Origin of the sequence: Micromonospora sp. WMMD1102, assembly GCF_029626265.1 — a bacterium.
Taxonomy (GTDB): Bacteria; Actinomycetota; Actinomycetes; order Mycobacteriales; family Micromonosporaceae; genus Plantactinospora.
In genome coordinates this window covers 5,153,827-5,178,770 of record NZ_JARUBN010000001.1, presented here as the reverse complement: position 1 = coordinate 5,178,770, position 24,944 = coordinate 5,153,827, and the positions used below count along the sequence as shown (strand labels likewise).

Here is a 24,944-nt window from a genome sequence, read left to right as displayed (position 1 = left end):
CCGTCGCCGGTCAGCGCACTCCGCCGGTCACCGCGCCCCGCCGGTCACGGCACTCCGCCGGTCACCGCACTCCACCGGCGACCGTCTCGGCCAGGACGGCCCGCCAGGCGAAGCCCTGCGAGCCCCGGGCCGCCTGCGGCCAGAGCGCCGGCAGCTTGCTGCCGTGTTCGACCCCGACCACCCGCCAGCCGCTGCGCATCAGCCCGAGCGCGGCCGCACCGTGTGCGTGGTTCGCCTCCTCGCGCGCCTGCGGGGTCAGGTTGAGCCAGGTGGAGCTGTCCACCAGGAACGCGATGCAGGTCGCGCCGTTGCCGCGCAGCCCGGCCAGCAGATCCGCCTCGGCGGTGGTGAGCGTGCCGAGCAGCGCGATCACCAGCCCGCCGTCGGAGTGCTGCCGGACCCGCTCGACGAGCGTCGCCACGTCGCCGCGCTGGCTGGGCCGCACGTCGGCGAGGTAGTCGAGCAGCAGGCCCTCGCCACCGGCGTCGTTCGCGCTGGCGTCGATGCCGGAGTCGCTGACCAGCCGGAGTTTGTAGCCGGCCTGCCGCAGGTGCACGGCGATGCTGGCCACCGCCGAGACCGCCCACTCGAAGCTGGCGGTCGGCCCCTCGCCCCGGTGCGCGAACGCCCGGGTGTCCAGCACCACCGTGGCCCGGCTCTCCCAGGGCTGCTCCTCCCGGCGCACCATCAGCTCACCGGTGCGGGCGGTGGACTTCCAGTGCACCCGGCGCAGGTCGTCGCCGCGCCGGTACTCCCGGGTCGCCGCGTCGTCCTCGCCGTGCACCGCGACCGAACGGGCCCGGCTCTCGCCGGTGCCCGCGTACTCGCCGGCCAGCCGGACCGAGGGGAGCGGGGTGACCTGCGGGATGACGGTGAGCGGGTCGACGCTGGGGAACGCCCGGGTCAGCTCGCAGAGCCCGAACGGGTCGGTCAGCCGGATCACCAGCGGGCCGACCTCGTAGCGGCCGCGCACGTCGGCCCGGACCGTGTACGCCACCGAACTCGCCTGGTGCGCGCCGAGGCGCTCCAGCACCACCCGGGGACGGCTGCCGAGCGCGTATGGCAGCCGGTCCTCCAGCAGCAGCGTCCCGGTCGGCAGCCGGGACATGTTCTGCAACCGGAGCACCACCCGGGAACTCGCCCCGACCGGGACCCGGTGCGGTTCCAGCGAGCGGCTGCACGCCAGCTTGTAGCGGCTGCGCCCGACGTAGAGCGCGGCGAGCAGCGGCAGTATGCCGAGCAGCACGGCGACCCGGAGCAGGTCCTTCTCGCCGAGGATCAACGCGGAGATCGCCGCTGCCACGGCGGCGGCCAGGAAGGACCGTCCCCGGGTGGTGAGTCCGCGCAGCGCCTCGCGCACCGTCAACGCCCCCGCGGCTCGTACTGGGAGCGCCCGCTGCTGCCGTCCCCGGTCGCCGGCCGGGTGTCGTACGGCGAGCGCTGCCGCTCGTGCGGCAACGGCAGCCGGTGTACCAGGTCGGAGATGATCGCGTCGGTGGTCCGCCGGGCGAGCTGGGCGTCCGCGGTCGAGATCACCCGGTGTGCGAGCACCGGGACGGCGAGTGCCTGGAGGTCGTCCGGGAGCACGTAGTCGCGTCCCTCCAGCGCGGCGACCGCCCGGGCGGTGCGCAGCAGTTGCAGGGTGGCCCGGGGGGAGGCGCCGAGCCGCAGGTCCGGGGCTTCCCGGGTGGCGGTGACCAGGTCGACGGCGTACTGCTTGACGGCGTCGGCGACGTGCACGTCGCGGACCGTCGCGATCAGCTTCCGTACCGTCAGGGCGTCCGAGACCGGGCGGAGTTCGTGGATCGGGTCCCGGCCGCCGTGCACGTCCAGCATGGCCAGCTCGGCACCCGGGTCGGGGTAGCCCATCGCGATCCGGGCGGTGAACCTGTCGCGCTGCGCCTCCGGCAGCGGATAGGTCCCCTCCATCTCGATCGGGTTCTGGGTGGCGATCACCATGAACGGCGTCTGCAGCTCGTAGGTGACCCCGTCGACGGTGACCTGCCGTTCCTCCATGCTCTCCAGCAGGGCGGACTGGGTCTTCGGCGAGGCCCGGTTGATCTCGTCGCCGACCACCAGGTTGGCGAAGACCGCGCCCGGCTTGAACTCGAAGTCGTGCGTCTCCTGGTTGTAGACGCTGACCCCGGTGACGTCGCTGGGCAGCAGGTCGGGGGTGAACTGGATGCGCCGGACCGAGCAGTCGATCGACCGGGCCAGCGCCTTGGCCAGCTTCGTCTTCCCGACCCCGGGTACGTCCTCGATCAGGAGATGGCCCTCGGCCAGCAGTACGGCGAGTGCGAGCCGGACCGTCGCGGTCTTGCCCTCGATGACCTCTTCGATGTTGGCCACGATCGCCTCGCTGGCGGCGCGGAACTGGTCGCTCGGCACTGCGCCACCCAGTTCGTCCCAGGTCTGTGAAGTCACGGGCCTCCTCCTCGTCGGTCACGGCCGCCGCCTATAGAGAGTCGTTGGACCGGCCGTATGGTTCGCGGGAGAATACGTCCGTCCGGCGTAACCGGATCACCCGCATCACTCAGGCTAGCCGCATTCGGCGGGAGAGCCGAGCACACCCGGGAGGCCGGGCCGGCCCGGCGGCCGGTATCAGCTGCGACAGCGCGGCGCCGGGCGCGTACGATGACGCCATGTCCAGGGTCCACCTGCTCCTTAGCGAGCCGTGCTGACACGCCAGAGCGCGACAGCACGGCTACCCCTCCTGTGTGAGGGGCTTTTTTGTGCCCGGAGAACGGACCCGGCCCACGAACCTGGATCGGGCGCTCGGCCAGCCCGGTCGACCGGGGCGGGCGACGACGGACGTAGCGAGGAGACGACATGACGACCGAGGCAGCCGAGTCGGCGGCGGACATCCCGCCGTTCCGGTACACGGCCGGGCTGGCCGGCGAGATCGAGGCCCGCTGGCAGGACCGGTGGGCGGAGCGGGGCACCTTCCGGGCGCCCAACCCGGTCGGCCCGCTGGCCGACCCGGGCCACCCCCGGGCGGACGCCGAGAAGCTGTTCGTGCTGGACATGTTCCCGTACCCGTCCGGGGCGGGGTTGCACGTCGGGCATCCGCTGGGCTACATCGGCACCGACTGCTACGCCCGCTACCAGCGGATGCTCGGGCGCAACGTGCTGCACACAATGGGCTTCGACGCGTTCGGGCTGCCCGCCGAGCAGTACGCGGTGCAGACCGGCACCCACCCCCGGGCCACCACCGAAGCGAACATCGGCTACTTCCGGGCCCAGCTGCGCCGGCTGGGAATGGGGCACGACGACCGCCGTTCGGTGGCGACGATCGACACCGACTACTACCGCTGGACGCAGTGGATCTTCCTGCGGATCTACAACTCCTGGTACGACACCGCCGCCGGCCGGGCCCGGCCGATCGCCGAGCTGGTCGCCGAGTTCACCGCGGGCACCCGGGCCACCCCGGACGGCCGGGGCTGGGCCGAACTGTCCGGGACCGAGCGGCGGCGGATCGTCGACGACCACCGGCTGGCGTACGTCTCCGCGGCGCCGGTCAACTGGTGCCCGGGGCTGGGCACGGTGCTGGCCAACGAGGAGGTGACCGCGGACGGCCGGTCGGAGCGGGGTAACTTCCCGGTCTTCAAGCGCAACCTGAAGCAGTGGATGATGCGGATCACCGCGTACGGCGACCGGCTGGTCGAGGACCTGGACACGCTGGACTGGCCCGAGCCGATCAAGCTGAACCAGCGGAACTGGATCGGCCGGTCGACCGGCGCGCACATCGACTTCCCGACCGCCGCCGCCCCGGTCCGGGTCTTCACCACCCGGCCGGACACCGTCTTCGGGGCCACCTACCTGGTGCTGGCCCCGGAGCACCCGCTCGTCGGGACGCTGGCCGGCGACACCTGGCCGGAGGGGACCAGGCCGGCCTGGACCGGCGGGCAGCCCACCCCGCGGGCCGCCGTGGACGCCTACCGGAAGGCGGCCGGAGCCAGCACCGACATCGAGCGGCAGGCGGAGAACCGGGAGAAGACCGGCGTCTTCGTCGGGGCGTACGCCAGCAACCCGGTGAGCGGGGCACAGATCCCGATCTTCGTCGCCGACTACGTGCTGGCCGGCTACGGCACCGGGGCGATCATGGCGGTTCCCGGGCAGGACGAGCGGGACTGGGAGTTCGCCGAGGTCTTCGAGCTGCCGATCGTGCGTACCGTGCAGCCGCCGGAGAACTTCGACGGCAGGGCGTACCCCGGGGAGGGGCCGGCGGTCAACAGCGCCGCGCCGGATCGCGGCCTCGACCTGAACGGGCTGTTCGTCGCCGACGCCAAGGCCAGGACCATCGAGTGGCTGGAGGCGAACGGGTACGGCTCCGGCGCGGTCACCTACCGGCTGCGAGACTGGCTGTTCAGCCGGCAGCGGTACTGGGGTGAGCCGTTCCCGATCGTCTACGACGAGCAGGGCGACCCGCACCCGCTGCCCGAGTCGGTGCTGCCGGTCGAACTGCCCGAGGTGGACGACTTCGCGCCGCGCACCTTCGACCCGGACGACGCCGACACCGACCCGGAGACCCCGCTGTCGAGGCGCAGGGACTGGGTCGAGGTCGAGCTGGACCTGGGCGACGGGCCGAAGCGGTACACCCGGGAGACGAACGTGATGCCGCAGTGGGCCGGCTCCTGCTGGTACGAGCTGCGCTACCTGGACCCGGCCAACCCCGACCGCCTCGTCGACCCGGCCAACGAGCGGTACTGGATGGGCCCGCGCTCGCCCGGCGACCCGGGTGGCGTCGACCTGTACGTCGGCGGCCAGGAGCACGCCGTGCTGCACCTGCTGTACGCCCGCTTCTGGCACAAGGTGCTGTACGACCTGGGCCACGTCTCGTCCGCCGAGCCGTACCGCCGGCTCTACAACCAGGGCATCATCCAGGCGTACGCGTTCCAGGACGACCGGGGCAGCTACGTCGAGGCGTCCGAGGTGCACGAGGACGACGGCCGGTACTACTTCGGCGACCAGCAGGTCACCCGGGTGTACGGCAAGATGGGCAAGTCGCTGCGGAACGTGGTGACCCCGGACGAGATGTGCGAGGCGTACGGCGCCGACACCTTCCGGGTCTACGAGATGTCGACGGGCCCGCTGGACGTCTCCCGGCCCTGGGAGACCCGGGCGGTGGTCGGGGCGTACCGGTTCCTGCAACGGGTCTGGCGGACCGTCGTCGACGAGCGGACCGGCGAGCTGCGGGTCACCGACGCGCCGGCCGACGAGCAGACCCGCCGGCTGCTGCACCGGATCGTCGACGGGGTCCGGGGCGACCTCACCGACCTCCGGATGAACACCGCGATCGCCAAGCTGATCGAGCTGACCAACGCGCTGACCAGGCTGGACGCCACCCCCCGCGAGGTGGCCGAGCCGCTGCTGCTGATGCTGTCGCCGTTCGCCCCGCACCTGGCCGAGGAGCTGTGGGAGCGGCTGGGGCACAGCGGGTCGCTGGCGTACGAGGCGTTTCCGGTGGCCGACCCGAGCCTGCTGGTCGCCGAGACGGTGACGTACCCGGTGCAGGTAAACGGCAAGGTGCGGGGTCGGGTGGAGGTGCCGGCGGAGGCGGCCGAGGAGGCGATCCGGTCCGCCGCGCTGGCCGCGGTCGCCGAACACCTGGCCGGCCGCGAGCCCCGCAAGGTGATCGTGGTCCCGGGCCGCATGGTAAGCGTGGTCGGCTGACGGGGCGGGCGGGGGCAAGGCGTCAGAGCAGGTCTTCGACGGTGATGGGGAGGTGCCGGATCCGGCGGCCGGTGGCGTGGTGGACGGCGTTGGCGATCGCGGCGGCGGCGCCGACCACACCGATCTCGCCCACCCCCTTCACCCCGAGCGGGTTGACCACCGGGTCGGGTACCTCGATCACCTCGACGGTGACGTCCGGGACGTCGATGTTGAGCGGCACCAGGTAGTCGGCGAGGTTGGCGTTGGCCCAGCGCCCGGTGTGCGGGTCCATCCGGGTCGCCTCCAGCAGCGCCTGGCCCAGCCCCCACAGCATCCCGCCCATCAGCTGACCGTGCACGGTCCGGCGGTTGAGCACCCGGCCGGGGGCGAAGACGCCGACCATCCGGCGTACCCGGACCAGGCCCAGGTCGGCGTCGACCGCCACCTCGGCGAACTGGGCGCCGAAGGTCTGCATCGCGTGGTCGGTCGTCTCCGGCAGGACCGGCTGCCAGGTGCCGACCGTCTCCACGTCCGGGAGGCGGTTGCGGGTGAGCAGCTCGGCGTACGTCTCGCCGACCTCGGGCTGGTCGCGCAGGCACATCCGGCCGTCGCGTACCACCACCCCGGCCGGGTCGGCGCCGTGCAGCGGCGACTGCCGGTCCGCCACCGCCTGCCCGACGAGCTGGTCGCGCAGCCCGGTGCAGGCCAGGTGTACGGGTGAACTGGTCGCCCCCGAGCCGGCCGAGCCGACCGCGGCGGCGATGTTCGGCAGGTCGGTGCTGCCGCCGACGAACCGTACCCGGTCGAACGGCAGGCCGAGGCCGTCCGCCGCCACCTGGGTCATCGCGGTCAGCGCGCCGGTGCCGAACTCGGAGATGCCGGCCTCGACGACGGCGCTGCCGTCGATGTACATCCGGGCCCGGGCCCGTTGCGGGCTGATCGGCGCGGCCACCGGGTAGGCGGAGGTGGCCATCCCGGTGCCGATCAGCAGGTGCCCCTCCCGCCGGCTGCCGGGGGTCGGGTCGCGGCCGGCCCAGCCGAAGAGTTCGGCGCCGCGCTGGTAGCACTCCCGCAGCCCCTTGCTCGACCACGGCCTGCCGGTGTCCGGGTCGGTGTCGGCGTGGTTGCGCAGCCGCAGCTCCAGCGGGTCGACCCCGGTGGCGTAGGCGAGTTCGTCCATCGCGGACTCCAGCGCGAACATTCCGGTCGCCTTGCCGGGGGCCCGGGTGACGGTCGGCGTGATGGTGTTGCCCCGGACCAGCCGGTAGCCGCCGGCGTAGTTCGGCGCGGCGTAGGTGGCCGAGACCGTCTCCAGGGAGGGCTCGGCCCAGTCGTCGAAGGGCGAGGTCAGCGAGATCTTGTCGTGGGTGAGCGCCACCAGCCGCCCGTCCCGGCCGGCGCCGAGCCGGATCCGCTGCTCCTGCTCCTCCCGGTGTCCGCAGGAGTGGAACATCTGGTCCCGGCTGAGGACGAGCCGGACCGGCCGGCCGAGCTGGCGGGCGGCGAGCGCGGCGAGGGTGACGTGTGGCCAGATCAGCGCCTTGGACCCGAAACCGCCGCCGACGTAGTGGCTGACCACCCGTACCCGGGTCGGTGCCAGGCCGAGGAGCTCGGCGACGCTGAGCTGGGTGGCGGCCGGCCCCTGGGTCGAGTCGTAGAGGGTGAGCCGGTCGGTGTCGTCCCAGACGGCGGTGGTCGTGGACGCCTCCAGCGGATTGTGGTGGTTGGCCGCGAACCGGTACGTCAGGTCGAGGCGCACCTCGGCGTCGCGCAGTGCCGCCTCCGGGTCGCCCCGGGTCGGGTTCCGGCCGGGTAGCAGCCCGCCGAAGATCCGTTCCGGCTCGTACGCCCGGTCGCGCCCCTGGTCGAGCAGGGTCGTCGAGGGCAGCTCGGCATAGGTCAGCTGGACCAGGCTGCCCGCGTACTCGGCCCGTTCGATGGTGTCGGCGACGACGATCGCGACCGGCTGCCCGGCGTAGTGCACCACGTCGTCCTGCATCGGGAAGAAGCTCTGCCCGTGTGCGACCAGCCCGGCCAGCGACGGGACGAGCGTTGGTGTGGCGGCGACCCGGGGCAGGTCGAGGTGGGTGAGAATCGCGTGCACGCCGTCGGCGAGGCTGGCCTGCCGGCAGTCGATTCCGACGATCCGGCCGCTCGGCACCTCGGCACCGACGAGTACCGCGTGGGCCAGACCGGGCAGGTTCAGCTCGCCGGAGTACCGGGCCGTGCCGGTGACCTTGGCCCGGCCGTCCACCCGGTCGAGGGCGGCCCCGAGCACCGGACTCATCTGCCTGCTCCGCTCACGATCGGCTCCCGTCGCCGCACACCGGATTCCGGTCGCCGCCTCGCGCCGGATCCCCGGCGGCGCCTCACGGTGGGTTCCCGTCGTCGCTGACCATCCGGGCGTCGCCGGTGACCGTGCGCAGCGCCCGGACGACCGTGCGCCGGGCCAGTTCGATCTTGTACGCGTTCGTCCCGTGCGACACCGCGCCGGCCAGTTCCGCGTCGGCGGCAGCCCGGAACGACTCCACGGTGGCCGGGGCGCCGACCAGCACCGACTCGGCCCGCCGGGCCCGCCACGGTTTCGTCGCGATCCCGCCCAGCGCCAGCCGTACCCCGGTGACCACCCCGGCGTCCAGCGAGACGGCGACGGCCGCCGAGGCGAGCGCGAACTCGTACGACTCCCGGTCCCGCACCTTCAGGTAGATCGAGGTGCTCGCCATCGGCAGCGGCGGGATCTCCACGGCCACCACGAGTTCGCCGTGTGCGACCGGGTGCTCCCGGTCCGGGGTCTGCCCGGGTTCGAGGTAGAAGTCGTCGGCGGGGATCTGCCGGTGCCCACCCGGACCCTGGGTGAGCAGCACGGCGTCCAGCGCGACGAGTGCGACGGCCAGGTCCGACGGGTGGGTGGCGATGCATCGGTCGCTGGTGCCGAGGACCGCGTGGCCCCGGTTGACCCCGTGCATCGCCGAGCATCCGGTGCCCGGCTCGCGCTTGTTGCAGGGTGCCGCCACGTCCCGGAAGTAGCCGCAGCGGGTGCGCTGCATCAGGTTGCCGCCGATCGAGGCCATGTTGCGCAGTTGCGGTGAGGCGCTGAGCAGCAGGGACTGGGAGACCATCGGGAACCGGCGGCGGACCGGCAGGGCCTGGGCGACGTCGCTCATCCGGGCGACGGCGCCGATCCGTACCCCGCCGCCGGGCAGTTCCTCGACCCGGCGCAGCGGCAGGTCGTTGATGTCCACCAGCCGGCTCGACCGGGCGACGTGGATGCGTTGCAGGTCGACCTCGGTGGTGCCGCCGGCCAGGAAGGTGCTGCCCGGGTCGGCGGCGACCGTGCCGATCGCGGTGGCCACGTCGGCCACCCGGGAGTAGCTAATCGGCCGCATCGGGCCCGCCCGTCCCGGCCTCTTCGCAGACCTGCCGGATCGCGGCCCGGATGTTCGGGTACGCCGCACACCGGCAGATGTTGCCGCTCATCCACTCCCGGATCGCCGCGTCGTCCGTCGGGTGCCCCTCGGCGAGGAACGCGACCGCCGACATGATCTGCCCCGGGGTGCAGTACCCGCACTGGAAGGCGTCCTGGCTGACGAAGGCCGACTGCATCGGGTGCGGTTCGTCGCCCTCGGCGAGTCCCTCGATCGTGGTGATCTCCCGGGTCTCGCAGGTGATCGCCAGGGTGAGGCAGGCCAGCACCCGCCGCTTGTCGACCCAGACCGTGCAGGCGCCGCAGGCGCCCTGGTTGCAGCCCTTCTTGGTGCCGGTGAGGTCGAGCCGGTCGCGCAGCGCGTCCAGCAGGCTGACCCGGGGTTCGACCAGGAGGTTGCGCAGGGTGCCGTTGACGGTCAGCCGCACGACGACCGCGTTCGGGCCGCGTACCACGGCGGTGTCGGGGACCTGGACCGCACCGGCTGTCTCGGCGTACGACTTCACCCCGTCACCTCGCTCGACCATCGCCTCGCCCACCACGCCCGGCGGTGCCGTCAGCCTATCGGCGAACGGTCCTTATAGGGCAAATACTGCTAAATGGGCAATAGCGGATGATCGTTACCGGCTTACCGGCTTACCTGCACCTCTGCCGTCGGTGGGTCGGACGGACGGGTGGCCCGACCGGCGCGCTCCGCCCGCCACCAGCGCCCCGCCAGCACGGCGGTGGCGACCAGGCCCAGTGCGCCCGGGGAGACCGCCAGCCAGTTCACCTCGTCCGGGGAGACCGCCGCCGCGCCCACCGCCGCGTAGCCGAACGCGGACGGGACGGCGGCCAGCACGCTGCCCAGCAGGAACGGTGCCAGCCGGGCGCCGGTGGTGCCGTAGCCGTAGCTGATCAGACCGAAGCCGCCGAGCGGAACCAGCCGGACGCTAATCACCCCGAGCACGCTCTGCCGGGCGAACCAGCCGTCCAGCCGGGCCAGCCGGCCGCGTACCCGTTCCGCGACGAACTCCCGACCGAGCAGCCGGCCGACCGCGAAGCCGGCGAGCGCGGCGAGCAGGGCGGCGGCCAGCGTGTAGCCGGCACCGAGCAGCGGTCCGAAGATCGCCCCCCAGACCACCGTGATCGCCGTCCGGGGCACCAGTGCGACAAGCAGCAGCGCGCCGCCGCCGATCGCCGCGACCGGAGCCAGCGGACCGAGCCGGTCGGCCAGCCGGGGCAGCTCGACCACCTCGGGCCGGGGCGCCAGCAGCAGCACCAGGCCGAAGAGGCCGAGCACCAGGAGCAGCAGGCTGAACCGCGCGACCGACCGCTGCCGGAGCAGGTGCCGGACGCCTCCGGTCACTGCCGGACGGCGGCCAGGGCCGCGCTGCGCTCGGCGCGCAGCCGGTCCGACCAGGTGTCGTCCAGCGGCGGAAGCTGCGGCGTGCCGATCGCCCAGCGCAGCAGCAGGTCCGCCAGGGCCGGGTTGCGGGCCAGCGCCGGACCGTGCGAGTACGTGCCGAGCAGCTTGCCCCGCCACGCCCCCTCGGTACTCCCGTCGTTGCCGACCCCGGTGCTGACCCGGGCCAGCGGGGAGACCCCGGCACCGAGGTGGGTACGCCCGCCGTGGTTCTCGAAGCCGCTCAGCGGCGGCACCCCGAGCCGCGGGTCGATGGCGCCGGCCAGCTCGCCGACCGCCCGGGACGGCCCCCGGTCGGAGTGCAGGTCCAGCAGGTCCAGGCCGGCGCACTTGGCGCCCTTGGCGAAGAACGAGCCGCCCAGCAACTGGTAGCCGGCGCAGACCGCGAAGACCACCGAACCCTGGTCGGCGGCCCGGCGCAGCCCGCCGTCGGCGATCAGCCGCTGCGCGCCCAACGCCTGCGGGCCGTCCTCGCCGCCGCCGAGCAGGTAGATGTCGGCCGCGACCGGCAGCCGCTGGTCGGAGCGGATCTCGAGGCACTCCACCGGCAGGCCGCGCAGCTCCGCCCGGCGGGCCAGGATCAGCATGTTGCCCCGGTCCCCGTAGGTGGAGAGCAGGTCCGGATAGATCCAGACGATCCGCAGGTTGCTCTCTCCGCCGGGCTGGCCGGGCGTGCGGTAGGCGGGATCAGTTGACACGGTCCAACTCCGCTCGGATGTCCTGGAACGCCGTGTAGTTGGCGATGACCTCGAGCCGGCCCGGCGGGACGCTCGTGATCGCTTCGGTGAAGGTCCTGACGTGCTGGAACGGTACGCCGTTGACGTCCAGCCGCACCGCCAGGTCGTACGCCCGGTCGCCGGTGATCAGCACCTGCCGGCCACGCAGCGGGGCGAAGTCGACGTCGAACAGCCAGGAGGTGTCCAGCCCGTCGGGGTCCCGGGCGTTTATCGACAGCAGGGTCGGCGCCTCGTCCGCCATGTCGAACGCCTCCAGCCAGCTCGCCGGGTTCTTCGCCAGCAGCAGCCGGATCGTCCGGCCGTCCCGGACCACCTGGGCGTACCGGCCGGCGACCGAGGCGACCCCGCCGAGCCGGGACACCGCGTCGGTCGGGCGTACGCCGAACTCGGCGGCCACCGCCAGCGCGGTCGCCGCGTTGCCGAGGTTGACCCGGCCGGGCAGTTGCAGCACCACCTTGTGCCAGTCGCCGGCGGGGTCGAGCACGCCGTCGTCCTCGACCACCCACTGCGGCTCCGGCCGGCGCAGCCAGCAGCCGGTGCACCACCACTGGTCGGACATCCGCTCGATCGGGGAGCCGCACTCGGGGCAGACCCAGGAGTCGTCGTGCCAGCGCTGGCCGGCGCTGAACCAGGTGACCGGCGCCGGGGTCACCTGCGGGCTGCGGGTCGCCGGTGGGGTCGCCGCCCAGACCACCATCGGGTCGTCGGCGTTGGCGACCACCCGTACCGACGGGTGCCGGACCAGGGCGGCCCGCCAGAGCTGGGCCATCATCGCCACCTCCTTGGCCCGGTCGAGCTGGTCCCGGGAGAGGTTGAGCAGCGCCACCACCCGGGGCTCGGTCGCCTCCAGCACCTGCGCCAGGTAGTGCTCGTCCACCTCCAGCACCGCGTACGGCGTCGCGCCGGCCTTGGCCAGCGCCGAGGTGTGCCCGGTCGGCATGTTCGCGCCGAACGAGTTGGTCGCCACCTGGCCGAGTACGCCGACCGCCGCCGCCGTCAGCCGGGTGGTGGTGGTCTTGCCGTTGGTCCCCGACACCAGCGCGATGGCCCGGCCGGACGCCAGGTGGGCCAGGAGGTCCGGATCGATTTTGAGACCGATCCACCCGCCGATCACCGAGCCGTCACCCCGGCCGGCGGCCCGGGAGAGGGCCGCGGCGGTGCGCGATACCGAACTGGCCACTTTTGCCCGGAGAGGCATCTTCCCGTCCGTCACGCGAGCGAGGTTACCGGACGCCGCCAGGTGCGGAACCGTCGCACGAAAGTCCCCGGTGATCGGGGCCGGCGTCGTCCCTCGGCCGCACGCCGGTGAGGAGGGCCACGAGGCGCGCGGCTGCCGGGCGGGCGGCCGCCGGGCGGGCGGGTGCCGGGTTGCTAACCTCGGCTGCCGATGAGCCCCTCCGTCGCGACCGTGCTGCGGGCCCTGGCCGACCTCGCACCGGCCGCCCCCGAGCGGGTGTACGACGTGACCCGTCCCGGCCAGCCGCTGATCTGGCTGCCCGACCCGAACTTCTGCCGCCGCTCCCGCGAGGTGGAGCGGCTGGTCGCGGCCGACCTGCTGCACCGGGACGACCGCACGCTGCGCCGGGGCTGGGGGCTGGTCGCCGGGGTGGCCGAGACCGCCGCCGGGCCCCGGAAGGTGCGCTTTCCGCTGCTCGGCGAGCCGGTCCGGCTGGAGCCCACGCTGCGTGGCTACCGGGTCGTCCCGGCCGGCGACTTCGAGATCACCCCGCTGGTCGAGGACCGTGACCTGGCCGCCCAACTGGAGGTGGCGCTGGAACTGGGCGGGCTGCCGTGGCTGGCCGGCGCCGGCGCAGAGACCTGGATGCGTACCGCCGCCGAGGCGACCGGTCTGCGGGTGGGCGAGGTCGACCGGGGCCGGCGTACCGGCCGGGCGAGCTTCCCGAGCCGCCCGCCGGTGCTCTACGTCTCGGCGGTGCTGTTCGGCGTGCGGGACGTCGCCGGGCTCGCCCTCGGTGACCGGCTGCGCGCCTGGGCCGCCCGCCCCGGGCTGGAGTCCACCGCCCTGGCCCCGGTGTACGGCACCGCCGCCCCCGCCGAGCCGGCCGTCGACAGCGGACCGGTCGACTCGCCGCTGCCGCTCAACGAGGCCCAGACCGAGGTGGTACGCCGGGTCCGGCACCAGCCGGTGACAGTGGTCTCCGGTCCGCCCGGCAACGGCAAGAGCCATGCCGTGGTCGCCGCCGCGCTGGACGTGGTCGACCGGGGCGGGAGCGTACTCGTCGTCACGCAGTCCACGCACGCCGCCGACGTACTCGGGGAACTGCTGGAGCGCTATCCCGGCCCCCGACCGGTGCTGTTCGGCGACGCCGAGCGCCGGGCCGCGCTCGCCGCCGCCCTGGAACCGGCCGCCGAGCCGGAGGTGACGGCGGCGACCCTGGCGGCGGACCGGGCCGCCCTGGCCGGGGCGACCGCCGAGGTGGCGCGGCTGACCGACCAGCTCACCGGGCTGCTCGACCTCGAACTGCTGGCCGGCGAGGTGCCGCGCTGGGCGGCGGTGGTCGGCGGGCTGCGTCTGGACGTACCCGGCGCCTTCGCGCCCGGTGCCGACCTGGCGGCGGCGGGCCGGGCGGTCGAGCGGGCGCGGGCCTCGGCCGGTCGGTGGTGGCGGCGCTGGCTGCCGGGGCCACCGGGTCGCCGGCTGCGTCGCCGGCTCGGCGCGGCTCGGACGGTGCCGCTGGACCGGCTCGGCGAGGCGGTCGCGGCGGCCCGGTCGGAGGTCGCGGCGGCTCGGCTGGCGGCCCTCGGCGGCGCCGACCCGGGTCCGCTGTGGCCGCTGCTGGCGCAGGCGCGGGCACGCCTTTCGACGGTGCTCGGTACGGCGATGCGGCACCGCGGCCGGGGCCCGGACCGCTGGGACGACGCCGCCCGGCGTACCGCTGTGGCGCTGGGTGGCGCGCTGCGGGCCGGGCGCAACCGGCGGCGGGAACTCCTCGCCGAGCTGCCCGGGCCCGCGCTGGTCCGGGCCCTGCCACTGTGGATCGGCACGGTCACCGACGTCGAGGAGTTGCTGCCGCCGGTCGCCGGGCTCTTCGACCTGGTGATCCTGGACGAGGCGTCGCACACCGACCAGATCCGGGCGGCGCCGGCCCTGGCCCGGGCCCGCCGGGCGCTTGTGGTGGGCGATCCCCGGCAACTGCGGTTCGTCTCGTTCGTCGCCGACGTCGACGTGGCGGCGACGCTGTCCCGGTACGGCCTGGACAACCGGGTCGACGTGCGCCGGGTGAGCACCTTCGACCTGGCCGCCGGGGCGGCCCCGGTCAGCTGGCTGGACGAGCACTACCGCTGCGCCCCGCACCTGATCGAGTTCTCCGCGCACCGCTTCTACGCCGGCCGGATCGCGGTGGCCACCCGGCATCCCGGCAACGAGACGGCGGACGTGATCGACGTGCGTACGGTGCCGGCCGCGGTGACCGAGGCCGGGGTGAACCGGGCCGAGGTGGCGGCGGCGGTGGCCGAGGTGCGCCGGCTGGCCGAGGCGGGCCGGGTCGGCATCGGCGTGATCACCCCGTTCCGGGCCCAGGCCGACGCGCTGGAGTCGGCGCTGGTGGCCGAGTTCCCGGTGGCCGAGATCGAGCGGCTCGGGTTGCGGGTCGGCACCGTCCACTCGTTCCAGGGCAGCGAGGCGGAGACGGTACTGGTGTCGCTGGCGGTGACCGACCCGGTGCCGGCCGGCCGGCTGCGTTTCCTGACCGACCCGAACCTGTTCAACGTGATGGTCACCCGGGCACGGCGCCGGATGGTGGTGCTGACCTCGCTGTCCGCCCCGAACGGCCTGCTCGGCGACTACCTGCGGTACGCCGCGCTGCCCCCGGACCCGCGCGGCGAGCCGGTCACCGTTCCGGCCGCACCGGGCCGGAACGGGCGACCGGACGTCGGGGTGGCGCGGGGCGGGGCGACGGATGCCGTGGTGGGCCGGGGTGGTGCCGCGGCGGCGCTGGTCGGTGACCCGCTGCCGGTGGACTGGGCCGGTGAGTTGGCCGCGGAGCTGGTCCGGGTCGGGTTGCCGGTCCGGCGCCGCTATCCGGTCGGCCGCTGGACGGTGGATCTCTGCGTCGGCACCGGCGCCTCGGCGGTCGGGCTGAACTGTGTCGCCCATCCCGACGGCGCGGCGGCACACATCGCCCGGCACCGCGCGCTGGTCGCGGCCGGCTGGGTGGTGGTGGACGCGTTCGCCAGCCGGTGGGGCGGTGATCCGGTCCGGGCGGCCCTGGAGGTCGCCGCCCGGTGGCCGGAGCTGACCTGAGCCGTCGTGGCCCGGCGGTCGGGCACCGTCCGGGTGCGGTCCCGGAGGGCGGGGGCGGCCCTTCGATTTTTCCTCCACTTCCCTCCCCGAGCGGTCCGGCCGGAGTCGTCCAGTCGCCCGAATAGGTGGGAAAGAACGGGTATTTCCGGGCGCTCGACGTTCGGCGTACCGCTGTCGGATAGCGGACGCCCGGGTCGGGGCGCCCATTTCCCTCCACCGCCGGGGACCCCCTCTGACGTGCTGTTTCGTCGAGATGACAGCCGGTCTTTCCGGGCGATTCCGGTTGCGGGTGGAGGGAAGTGGAGTAGAGTGGGGCGCGATGGGGGGCCAGGAGGGCCCGCCGGCCCGGGGGGCAGCGGCGCCGCGAACGTCGCTGGTAGGGCGAGGGGGTTGGGCCGGTGTTTCTCGGCACGCACACCCCGCGCCTGGACGACAAGGGCCGGCTGATCCTTCCGGCCAAGTTCCGGGACGAGCTGGCGGGAGGTGTCGTGATCACCAAAGGGCAGGAGCGCTGCCTCTACGTCTTCCCGATGCCCGAGTTCCAGCGGATCGCCGGGCAGTTGCGCGAGCAGCCGATGACACACAAGGCGGCCCGGGCCTACAGCCGGGTCTTCTTCGCCAGCGCGCACGACGAGATCCCGGACAAGCAGGGCCGGGTGACCATCCCGATCCACCTGCGGGAGTACGCCGCACTGGACCGGGAGCTGGTGGTGATCGGGGCCAGCACCCGGGTGGAGATCTGGGACAAGCGAGCCTGGGAGACCTACCTCTCGGAGAGCGAAGGGGACTTCGCCGACATCGAGGAGGGGGTGCTGCCGGGCGGACTGTAGGGCGGCGCGTGCCGACGCCCGACGTACTGCGAGATCTCCACCCGCTCGAAGTTCCTGGCGCCTCTTCCCCGGTGCCAGGCGCGATCCCCCGACGGTCCGAAGGTCGGCCCGGGGGAGCAGAGCGGATGGGGATCTGGCGGTACGACGAGCGCAACCGATACCGGGCACGTCCGGACGAGACAGGGGTCAGTGGGGGTCGACATGGGGGAGCTTCGCGGTACGCACGTGCCGGTGCTGCTTGAGCGATGTCTCGAGCTGCTCGCCCCCGCCCTGGACCGGACCGACGGCCGGCCGACCGTCCACCTCGACGCCACCCTCGGGCTGGCCGGGCACGCCGGGGCGGTGCTCGCCGCACATCCGCGCACCATCCTGATCGGACTGGACCGGGACACCGAGGCACTGGCACACGCCCGCGCCCGGCTCGACCGGTACGCCGACCGGGTCCACCTGGTGCACGCGGTCTACGACGAGCTGCCCGAGGTGCTGGCGCGGCTCGGCCACGACCGGCTGGACGGCGTGCTGTTCGACCTGGGTGTCTCCTCGCTGCAACTCGACGCGCCCGACCGCGGGTTCGCCTACGCGCAGGACGCGCCGCTGGACATGCGGATGGACCAGTCGACAGGTGCGACCGCCGAGGAGGTGGTCAACAGCTACTCGCACGGGGAGTTGGCCCGGGTGCTCCGGGTCTACGGCGAGGAGCGGTTCGCCGGCCGGATCGCCTCGGCGATCGTGCGGGAGCGGGAACGCCACCGGCTCGTCTCAACGGCCCGGCTGGCGGAACTGGTCAGGGAGTCCATTCCGGCGCCGGCCCGACGAACTGGCGGACATCCGGCCAAGAGGACGTTTCAGGCTTTACGGATCGAGGTAAACCGGGAACTGGCCGCGCTGGAAACGGCGCTGCCGGCCGCCCTGGACGCACTGTCCGAGGGCGGTCGCACGGTGGTGCTGTCCTACCACTCGCTGGAGGACCGGATCACCAAGCAGGTGTTCGCCGGCCGCGCCCGGAGCACCGGGCCGGTCGACCTCCCGGTCGAACTGCCCGGCACCGGGCCGACGCTGCGGCTGCTCAGCCGGGGAGCTGAGCTGCCGGGCGAGGCGGAGGTCCAGGTCAACCCGAGGGCCGCCTCGGTGCGGCTGCGGGCGGCCGAGCGGATCGAACGGGACGGCGGTAGGAGCACGACGGCGACGAGGCGGGCCGACCGCGAGCGGCCCGGCCGAGTCACCGGGGGAACAGGTCCGGCCGGTGCGGGGGCACCGGCCGGGTCCGACGGAGTGCGACGGGAGATGTCGCGGCCGGCAACCGACGGCGGCGGCACGACAGTACAGGGGGAGGGAAGATGAACGTCAACAGGCGCGAGCGCCGGGAACAGCCCGACGCGACGCGCAGCGCACAGCAGCGTACACCGCGGTCGGGGGGCCGGACCACGGTGCAGCGGGCGGAGCGGGCGGGCGACGGCCGGTCGAACCCGGCGTCGGAGGCCCGGGTGCGGGGGGCACGACGGTATCCGACCCAGGGCAGTGCCGCACTGCGGGCGCGGGACTGGGAGCAGCCGGCGGAACCGACCCGTGGGCTGCGGGTCTGGGACAGCTCGGACGAGCAGCCGGAACAGGCACCGGAGTCGGCCGCGCCGGCCCGGCGCTCCCGGCTCCGGGTGGCGCCGCCGCGACCGGTGGCCCGACCCCGGGTCTCCTTCGTGGCGCTGATCCTGGTGCTGGTCGTCGGCGGGATGCTCGGCATCCTGGTGGTCAACAGCAAGGTCAACGAGAACGCGTTCCGGCTGGAGCGGTTGCAGCAGCAGCAGTCCACGCTGGACATCCAGGAGCAGGAGCTGAAGCAGAAGATCGCCGACGCGGAGGTGCCGGGAAACCTCACCGCCCGGGCCCGCAAGCTGGGCTTGGTCGACTCCGGACCGCCGGCCTTCATCCGGCTGCCCGACGGTCGGGTGATCGGCGTGCCGCAGCCGGCCGGCGGCGAGCCGGCGATCACCAGCCAGCAGGGCGCCGGGGGATGACCCGGTGACTCCGCGGTCCGACGAGCCGCGCCGGGACGCTTCGGTGTCCCGGCGCGGCTCGTCGCGTAGCCCCCGGGACGGCGAGCGGGACACCGAGCCGGGGCGGCGGTCGGCGGCCGGCCAGGGCGGGCGGTCCGGGCTGGGCGGCATCTCCGACGCGCGGGCGTACACCCCGCGCGGGCGGACCGTGCGGGACAACCCGGAACTGCGACGTACCCCGGGAGCCGTGAGCGGTGCCGACCCGGCGCCTCGGGCCCGGCGTACCCCCAGGACCGGGCGGTCGGCGGACCCGTTCCGGCCGGCGTTGCAGGTGCTCGACGGCGGCCGGACCGGCACGGCCCGGACCGCCCGGCGGACCGCCCCGACCGGCACCGGCCGGACCATCACCCCGCGCCCGGTCCGCGGCGGCGACGTCGCCAAACCCGCCCGGCGGCGCCCGGCCGAACCGGCCGGGGGCCGGACCGGCGCCGGGTCACCAGCGCGGCGGCCGGCCCGCCGGCCCCGCCGGCCACCCCGGCTGGCCGACACGCACCGGCGGCTGCGGCTCGGCACGCTGCTCGTCCTCGCCATGTTCACCACCATCGGCATCCGGCTGGTCGCGCTCCAGGTCGTCGACGCACCGGAGTACGCCGGCGGCGGAGTCGGCGACCGGCTGCGTACCGTCGTGCTGCCCGCACCCCGGGGCACCATCTACGACCGCTCCGGTGCCGCGCTGGCGCAGAGCGTGGAGGCCCGGTACGTCTACGCCGACCCGGAACTCGTCGAGGACCCGGCCGGCACCGCCGAGGCGCTCTCGCCGCTGCTCGGCATCCCGGTCTCCAGGCTGACCGAGGAGATGAAGCAGCGGAAGCGGCCGGACGGGCGCCCGTCGCGCTTCGAGTACCTGGCCCGGGGCGTCGAGATCAACACCGCCGAGAAGATCATGGAGCTCAACCGGGCCGGCATCGGCACCGGCCGGGACGAGCGGCGCGAGGTGCCCGGCGGCGACCTGGCGGCCAACCTGCTCGGCTTCACCAGCCAGGACCGGGTCGGCCTGGAAGGGATCGAGGCCCGCTACGACGAGCTGCTGCGCGGGGTGAACGGCGAGCGGGAGTACGAGGTCGGCAAGGGGGAGCTGGCCGCCGAGATCCCCGGTGGCTACAGCAAGGTCACCGAGGCCCGGCCGGGCAGCTCACTCCAACTCACCATCGACCGGGACCTCCAGTTCATGGTGCAGCGCATCCTCACCAAGCGGATGCAGGAGGTGAACGGCACCATCGGGGCGGCCGTGGTGCTCGACGTACGCAGCGGCGAGGTGCTGGCCCAGGCGAGCTACCCGACGTACGACGCCGCCGACTGGCGCAGGTACGACGCGGAGGACCGCAACGACGCGGCGACCAGTTTCGTCGTCGACCCCGGCTCCGTGCACAAGCCCATCGTCTTCGGCGCCGGGCTGGAGGAGGGGGTGATCACCCCGGAGACCGCCTGGCCCACGCCGTACTTCATCCGCAAGGGCGGCGAGCCGTTCCGGGACACCCACAACGCGCAGGGCCGCAAACTCAGCGTCGCCGGCATGCTCGGCTTCTCCTCCAACGTCGGCACCATCCGGATCGCCGACAAGCTCGGCGCGGAGAAGGTCTACGAGTACCAGCTCCGGTTCGGGCTGGGCCGGCCGACCGGGGAAGGGGTGCCCGGCGAGGCGGCCGGGCGGGTGCTCAAGCCGTCCGAGTACAGCGGCTCGACGTACGGGTCGGTGCCGATCGGGCACAGCGTCGACGTCACCCCGTTGCAGATGGCCGCCGTCTACGCCGCGATCGCCAACGACGGCACCTGGATCCAGCCGCACCTGGTACGCGAGATCATCGGCCCGGACGGCAGGCGGAAGCCGGTACCCGCACCGCAGACCCGGCAGGTGCTCCGGCCGGAGACCGCGGCCGCGCTGCGTACCCTGCTGGAGGCGCCGGTCACCATCGAGCACGGCACCGCCAGGCAGGCGGCGATCAAGGGGTACCGGATCGCCGGCAAGACCGGCACCGGATCCCGGGTGGTCGACGGCCGGTACGCCCCCGGCGAGGTCGCCTCGTTCATCGGGATGGACCAGGCGGACGACCCGCGCTACGTCATCGCGGTCTTCGCGCACACCCCGTCCGGCGGCGGCGGTGACATCTCCGCACCCGCCTTCAAGGAGATGATGGAGTACGTCCTGCGGCACTATCGGGTGCCCGCCACCGGCACCGCGCCGCCGAAGTTCGTCGTCTATCCGCAGTGACCTGCCGAAACTATCCGCAATGACCTGCCGAAACGGGACATCATCGGGAGGTGCGGGCAAACCACCGGGGCGGCTGTGCGGGGTGGACCCCCGGACGGGGTAGGGTCTGACGCCGTGCCCGGCAATCCCCGTCCCCGCGCCGTGACACCGGTCCGGCTCGCCGACCTCGCCGCGCGAGTCGCCGCCGAGTCGCCGCCGGAAGCCGCCGGCCTGGCCGTCACCGGTGTGACCCACGCCAGCGCCGAGGTGCGTCCCGGCGACCTCTACGCGGCGCTACCGGGTGCCCGTCGGCACGGCGCCGAGTTCGTGGCCCCGGCGGCGGAGGCCGGCGCGGTGGCCGTACTCACCGATCCGGCCGGCGCCCCGGCGGCGGCCGAGGCAGGGCTGCCCGCCCTGGTGGTGCCGGAGCCGCGGGCCGTGCTCGGCGAACTGGCCGGCGCGGTCTATGGCGACCCGACCGCCGGACTGACCGTCATCGGGATCACCGGCACCGCCGGCAAGACCAGCACCACCTACCTGATCGAGTCCGGGCTGCGTGCCGCCGGGGAGGTCACCGGGCTGATCGGCACCGTGGAGTGCCGGCTCGGCGACCTGGTGGTGGCCAGCGTCCGGACCACCCCGGAGGCCACCGACCTGCACGCCATGCTCGCGGCGGCCCGGGAACGCGGCGTCACCGCGGTCGCGATGGAGGTCTCCAGCCACGCCCTGGCGATGGGGCGGGTCGGCGGCGTCCGCTTCACCGTCGGCGGGTACACCAACTTCGGCCACGACCACCTGGACTTCCACGCTGACGTCGCCGACTACTTCGCGGCCAAGGCGCGGCTCTTCGACGGGCGGTGCGACGTCGAGGTGCTCAACCACGACGACCCGGCGCTGGTGCCGCTGCGCCGGCCCGGCACCGTCACCTACTCGGCTGCCGGCGACCCGGCCGCGACCTGGTGGGCCGACGCGGTCCGGGAGTCCGGCTACACCCAGACCTTCACCGCGCACGGCCCGCACGGCACGGCGGTCGAGGCGGGGGTGGCGCTGCCCGGCCGGCACAACGTGGCGAACGCGCTGCTGGCGATCGCCACCCTGGTCGGGGCCGGGATCGATCCGGTGGTCGCGGCCCGGGGCGTGGCCGCCTGCCCGGGAGTGCCCGGCCGGCTGGAACTGGTCGAGGCGCCCGGCCCGGTGCGCGGGGTCGTCGACTTCGCGCACACCCCGGACGCGGTGGTGGCGGCGCTCACCGCGCTGCGCGACCTGACCGGCGCCGGCAACCGGCTGATCTGCGTGCTCGGCTCCGGCGGCGACCGGGACCACGGCAAACGCCCGCTGATGGGTTCCGCCGCGTCGGCCGGCGCCGACCTGGTGGTGGTCACCGACGACAACCCGCGCAGCGAGGACCCCGAGATGATCCGGGCCGAGGTGCGGCGCGGGGCCGAGCGCGACGGCGGACCGGACCGGGTGCGCGAGGTGGCCGGCCGGCGGGCCGCCATCGACGAGGCGGTCCGGCTGGCCGAGCCCGGCGACGTGGTCGCGGTACTCGGCAAGGGGCACGAGCGCGGCCAGGAGATCGCCGGCCGGACGTACCCGTTCGACGACCGGGTCGAGCTGGCCGCCGCGCTCGCCGCCCGGTTCGGCAACCTGGTGGAGGGCCGCCGATGATCCCGCTGACCCTGGCCGAGCTGGCCACCGCCGTCGACGGCCGGCTGGTCGCGGCCGACCCGACGGTCCGGATCACCGGCCCGGTCGAGTTCGACTCCCGCAAGGTGCGCCCCGGCGGGCTCTTCGTGGCCTTTCCCGGCGAGAAGGTCGACGGGCACGACTTCGCGGCGGCGGCGGTCGCCGACGGCGGCGCGGTCGCGGTGCTCGGCTCCCGCGAGGTCGATCGCGTGCCGATGGTGCTCGTCGACGACCCCCGGGCCGCACTCGGCCGGCTGGCCCGGACGGTGCTGGACCGGCTTCCCGAGCTGACCGTGATCGGGCTGACCGGCTCCTCCGGCAAGACCACCACCAAGGACCTGGTCGCCCAGCTCACCGCCCGGCTCGGCCGCACGGTGGCGCCGCCCGGCTCGTTCAACAACGAGCTGGGGCACCCGTACACGGCGTTGCAGGCCGACGGCGAGACCCGGTTCCTGGTGCTGGAGAAGGGTGCCCGGGGGCTGGGACACGTCCGCTACCTGTGCGAGATCGCGCCGCCCCGGATCGCCGTGGTGCTCAACGTGGGCGTGTCGCACATCGGCGAGTTCGGTTCGCAGGAGGCGATCGCCCAGGCGAAGGGCGAGTTGGTCGAGGGGCTGCCGGCCGACGGGCTGGCCGTGCTGAACGCCGACGACGAGCGGGTACGCGCGATGACCACCCGCACCGCCGCCCGGACCGTACTGGTCGGCGAGGCCGCCGACGCCGAGGTGCGGGCCGAGGAGGTCCGGCTCGACGATCGCGGGCGGGCGTCGTACACCCTGGTCACGCGAGAGGGCCGGGCGGCGGTCCGGCTCGGGATCAGCGGCCGGCACCAGGTCGGCAACTCGCTGGCGGCGGCGGCGGTGGCCCGGGAACTCGGCATGCCGCTCGCCGAGCTGGCCGAGGCGCTCGGCCGGCTCGGGCTGCCCTCGACCCGCCGGATGGACGTCTTCGACCGCACCGACGGGGTGACGGTGATCGATGACTCCTACAACGCCAATCCCGCCTCGACCTCCGCCGCGCTGCGGGCGCTGGCCGGGATGGGCGAGCGGCGGCGCACCCTGGCGGTGCTCGGCTACATGGCCGAGCTGGGCGATTTCGAACGGGACGGGCACGAGCAGGTCGGCCGGCTCGCGGCCGAGCTGGGCGTCGACCGGTTGATCGTGGTCGGCGAGCCGGCCGCGCCGATCCACGACGGCGCGGTGGCGATGGCGAATTGGGGAGGAGAGTCGGTGCTGGTTACCGATCAGGCGGCGGCGGTCGAGGCGCTGCGCCGCGACTTGCGGCCGGGCGACGTCGTCCTGGTGAAGGGCTCGCGCTATCGCACCTGGGAGGTGGCCGACGCGCTGCGCGCCGAGGCGGTCCAGCCCGGGAACGGGTCCCGATGAGCGGGCCGGGCGCGGTCGCCGCGGCGTACGGCGGCACCGGGGTCCGCCCGGTGCTCCGCGCCGCCTCCGAGGTCGGCCCGGTGCTCCGCGCCGCCGCCGGCGTCGGGTCGGTCGCGGCGGAAGGCGTGCCGGCGTGAGGGCGGTAATCGTCGCCATCTTCGTGGCGTTCCTGATCTCGCTCTTCGTCACACCGGTCGCGATCAAGGTCTTCACCCGGCTCAAGGCCGGGCAGCCGATCCGGGCCGAGGGTCCGGTGATGCACCAGGGCAAGAAGGGCACCCCGACGATGGGCGGCGTGGTCTTCATCGTCGCCACGGTGATCGCGTACGTGGCCGGGCACCTCGCCCTGACCACCCTGCCCGAGGCGCAGATCGCCCAGGTCACCCCGACCATCACCGCCCTGGTGCTGCTGGGCCTGATGGTCTTCTCCGGCGCGGTCGGTTTCATCGACGACTTCCTCAAGGTGCGCAAGCGCAACAGCGCCGGGCTGAACAAGCGGGGCAAGCTGCTCGGCCAGATACTCGTCGGTGCGGTCTTCGGGGTGGTGGCGCTCTATTTCCCGAGCACGGCGGGGGTGACCGTCGGCAGCACCGCGCTCTCCTTCATCCGGGACATCAACGCGCTGGAGGTCGGCAAGGTCGCCTCGGTCGTCATCTTCATCTTCGTGGTGATGGCGACCACCAACGGGGTGAACCTGACCGACGGGCTGGACGGGCTGGCCACCGGTGCCTCGGTGATGGTGCTGGCCGCGTACGCCCTGATCGCGTTCTGGCAGTACCGGCACTGGTGCGCGGACACCGACTACGCCCGGGGCGGCGCGTACTGCTACGAGGTGCGAGATCCGCTGGAGATCGCCCTGATCGCCGGGGCGGCGGCCGGGGCCTGTGTCGGTTTCCTCTGGTGGAACACCTCGCCGGCCCGGATCTTCATGGGTGACACCGGGGCGCTCGGCCTGGGCGGGCTGATCGCCGGGATGGCGATGGCCACCCGGACGCTCCTGCTGCTGCTGATCCTCGGCGGCCTCTTCGTGATCATCACGATGTCGGTGGTCATCCAGATCATCTCGTTCCGGACCACCGGCAAACGGGTCTTCCGGATGTCGCCGCTCCAGCACCACTTCGAGCTGGCCGGATGGAGCGAGGTCAACATCGTCGTCCGGTTCTGGATCATCGCCGGGATCGGGGTGGCGATCGCCCTCGGCCTCTTCTACAGCGAGTTCCTCGCCGCCGTCACCTGACCCGGGAACCGGGCGGCGCCCACACACGCCGAACCAGGTCCCCCTCCCAGGCCGCCCGTCACCGGTGCGTCACCGGTCCGGGACA

General features: G+C 73.9%; 18 protein-coding genes. 10 read left to right on the top strand and 8 right to left on the bottom strand.

The genetic code is table 11. The features are described 5' to 3' along the window. Positions 1–61: 61 nt before the first annotated feature. On the bottom strand, positions 62–1,360 hold the full coding sequence (locus O7626_RS23130) for a DUF58 domain-containing protein (protein ID WP_278066279.1): 1,299 nt from the start codon (positions 1,358–1,360) through the stop codon (positions 62–64). Positions 1,361–1,362: 2 nt separating this feature from the next. Continuing rightward, positions 1,363–2,424 (bottom strand): MoxR family ATPase, encoded by a 1,062-nt coding sequence (locus O7626_RS23125; protein ID WP_278063198.1) that lies wholly within the window; start codon positions 2,422–2,424, stop codon positions 1,363–1,365. Between the two features lie 405 nt (positions 2,425–2,829). Between O7626_RS23125 and leuS the strand changes: the two genes are divergently transcribed. Beyond that, positions 2,830–5,673: a leucine--tRNA ligase gene (gene leuS / locus O7626_RS23120; protein ID WP_278063197.1), complete on the top strand. Its 2,844-nt coding sequence runs from the start codon at positions 2,830–2,832 to the stop codon at positions 5,671–5,673. A 22-nt stretch (positions 5,674–5,695) separates the two neighbouring features. On the opposite strand, the gene O7626_RS23115 is transcribed toward leuS, so the two are convergent. The 6 genes from O7626_RS23115 to O7626_RS23090 form a co-directional block, all read right to left on the bottom strand. Next, positions 5,696–7,939, bottom strand: coding sequence for a xanthine dehydrogenase family protein molybdopterin-binding subunit (locus O7626_RS23115; RefSeq protein ID WP_278063196.1), 2,244 nt, complete (start codon positions 7,937–7,939; stop codon positions 5,696–5,698). Positions 7,940–8,021: 82 nt separating this feature from the next. After that, entirely contained in the window at positions 8,022–9,038 is a 1,017-nt protein-coding gene (locus O7626_RS23110; protein WP_278063195.1) for a xanthine dehydrogenase family protein subunit M, read from the bottom strand. Beyond that, a complete protein-coding gene (locus O7626_RS23105; protein ID WP_278066278.1) occupies positions 9,025–9,504 on the bottom strand; it encodes a (2Fe-2S)-binding protein in 480 nt (159 codons plus the stop codon). Before O7626_RS23105 ends, O7626_RS23110 begins: the two co-directional genes overlap by 14 nt. Before the next feature lie 200 nt (positions 9,505–9,704). Beyond that, a complete protein-coding gene (locus O7626_RS23100; RefSeq protein ID WP_278063194.1) occupies positions 9,705–10,424 on the bottom strand; it encodes a VTT domain-containing protein in 720 nt (239 codons plus the stop codon). Further along, positions 10,421–11,179: a glutamine amidotransferase gene (locus O7626_RS23095; RefSeq protein WP_278063193.1), complete on the bottom strand. Its 759-nt coding sequence runs from the start codon at positions 11,177–11,179 to the stop codon at positions 10,421–10,423. The genes O7626_RS23100 and O7626_RS23095 overlap by 4 nt, the downstream gene beginning before the upstream one ends. Continuing rightward, positions 11,169–12,416 (bottom strand): MurT ligase domain-containing protein, encoded by a 1,248-nt coding sequence (locus O7626_RS23090; protein WP_278066277.1) that lies wholly within the window; start codon positions 12,414–12,416, stop codon positions 11,169–11,171. The genes O7626_RS23095 and O7626_RS23090 overlap by 11 nt, the downstream gene beginning before the upstream one ends. 189 nt (positions 12,417–12,605) lie before the next feature. On the opposite strand from O7626_RS23090, the gene O7626_RS23085 reads away from it, so the two are divergent. From O7626_RS23085 to mraY, 9 genes are all read left to right on the top strand, one after another. Then, on the top strand, positions 12,606–15,482 hold the full coding sequence (locus O7626_RS23085) for an ATP-binding protein (RefSeq protein ID WP_278063192.1): 2,877 nt from the start codon (positions 12,606–12,608) through the stop codon (positions 15,480–15,482). Positions 15,483–15,880: 398 nt separating this feature from the next. Next, positions 15,881–16,312, top strand: a complete 432-nt coding sequence (mraZ, locus tag O7626_RS23080) for a division/cell wall cluster transcriptional repressor MraZ (protein WP_101367156.1) — start codon at positions 15,881–15,883, stop codon at positions 16,310–16,312. A gap of 201 nt (positions 16,313–16,513) precedes the next feature. After that, positions 16,514–17,653, top strand: coding sequence for a 16S rRNA (cytosine(1402)-N(4))-methyltransferase RsmH (gene rsmH, locus O7626_RS23075; protein ID WP_278063191.1), 1,140 nt, complete (start codon positions 16,514–16,516; stop codon positions 17,651–17,653). Then, positions 17,650–18,324 (top strand): hypothetical protein, encoded by a 675-nt coding sequence (locus O7626_RS23070; protein ID WP_278063190.1) that lies wholly within the window; start codon positions 17,650–17,652, stop codon positions 18,322–18,324. The genes rsmH and O7626_RS23070 overlap by 4 nt, the downstream gene beginning before the upstream one ends. 4 nt (positions 18,325–18,328) lie before the next feature. Further along, a complete protein-coding gene (locus O7626_RS23065; protein WP_278063189.1) occupies positions 18,329–20,572 on the top strand; it encodes a penicillin-binding protein 2 in 2,244 nt (747 codons plus the stop codon). A gap of 75 nt (positions 20,573–20,647) precedes the next feature. Continuing rightward, a complete protein-coding gene (locus O7626_RS23060; protein WP_278063188.1) occupies positions 20,648–22,219 on the top strand; it encodes a UDP-N-acetylmuramoyl-L-alanyl-D-glutamate--2,6-diaminopimelate ligase in 1,572 nt (523 codons plus the stop codon). Further along, on the top strand, positions 22,216–23,622 hold the full coding sequence (gene murF / locus O7626_RS23055; RefSeq protein WP_278063187.1) for a UDP-N-acetylmuramoyl-tripeptide--D-alanyl-D-alanine ligase: 1,407 nt from the start codon (positions 22,216–22,218) through the stop codon (positions 23,620–23,622). Before O7626_RS23060 ends, murF begins: the two co-directional genes overlap by 4 nt. Then, positions 23,619–23,759: a hypothetical protein gene (locus O7626_RS23050; RefSeq protein WP_278063186.1), complete on the top strand. Its 141-nt coding sequence runs from the start codon at positions 23,619–23,621 to the stop codon at positions 23,757–23,759. Before murF ends, O7626_RS23050 begins: the two co-directional genes overlap by 4 nt. Then, a complete protein-coding gene (mraY, locus tag O7626_RS23045; RefSeq protein ID WP_278063185.1) occupies positions 23,756–24,859 on the top strand; it encodes a phospho-N-acetylmuramoyl-pentapeptide-transferase in 1,104 nt (367 codons plus the stop codon). Before O7626_RS23050 ends, mraY begins: the two co-directional genes overlap by 4 nt. Positions 24,860–24,944: the final 85 nt, after the last annotated feature.

What these genes read in the sequence shown, in the direction of transcription:
- murF (WP_278063187.1), top strand. Translation starts at nt 22,216, where the DNA reads ATGATCCCGCTGACCCTGGCCGAGCTGGCCACCGCCGTCGACGGCCGG.
- rsmH (WP_278063191.1), top strand. Translation starts at nt 16,514, where the DNA reads ATGGGGGAGCTTCGCGGTACGCACGTGCCGGTGCTGCTTGAGCGATGT.
- O7626_RS23070 (WP_278063190.1), top strand. Translation starts at nt 17,650, where the DNA reads ATGAACGTCAACAGGCGCGAGCGCCGGGAACAGCCCGACGCGACGCGC.
- O7626_RS23115 (WP_278063196.1), bottom strand. Translation starts at nt 7,939, where the DNA reads ATGAGTCCGGTGCTCGGGGCCGCCCTCGACCGGGTGGACGGCCGGGCC.
- O7626_RS23085 (WP_278063192.1), top strand. Translation starts at nt 12,606, where the DNA reads ATGAGCCCCTCCGTCGCGACCGTGCTGCGGGCCCTGGCCGACCTCGCA.
- O7626_RS23090 (WP_278066277.1), bottom strand. Translation starts at nt 12,416, where the DNA reads ATGCCTCTCCGGGCAAAAGTGGCCAGTTCGGTATCGCGCACCGCCGCG.
- O7626_RS23110 (WP_278063195.1), bottom strand. Translation starts at nt 9,038, where the DNA reads ATGCGGCCGATTAGCTACTCCCGGGTGGCCGACGTGGCCACCGCGATC.
- O7626_RS23050 (WP_278063186.1), top strand. Translation starts at nt 23,619, where the DNA reads ATGAGCGGGCCGGGCGCGGTCGCCGCGGCGTACGGCGGCACCGGGGTC.
- leuS (WP_278063197.1), top strand. Translation starts at nt 2,830, where the DNA reads ATGACGACCGAGGCAGCCGAGTCGGCGGCGGACATCCCGCCGTTCCGG.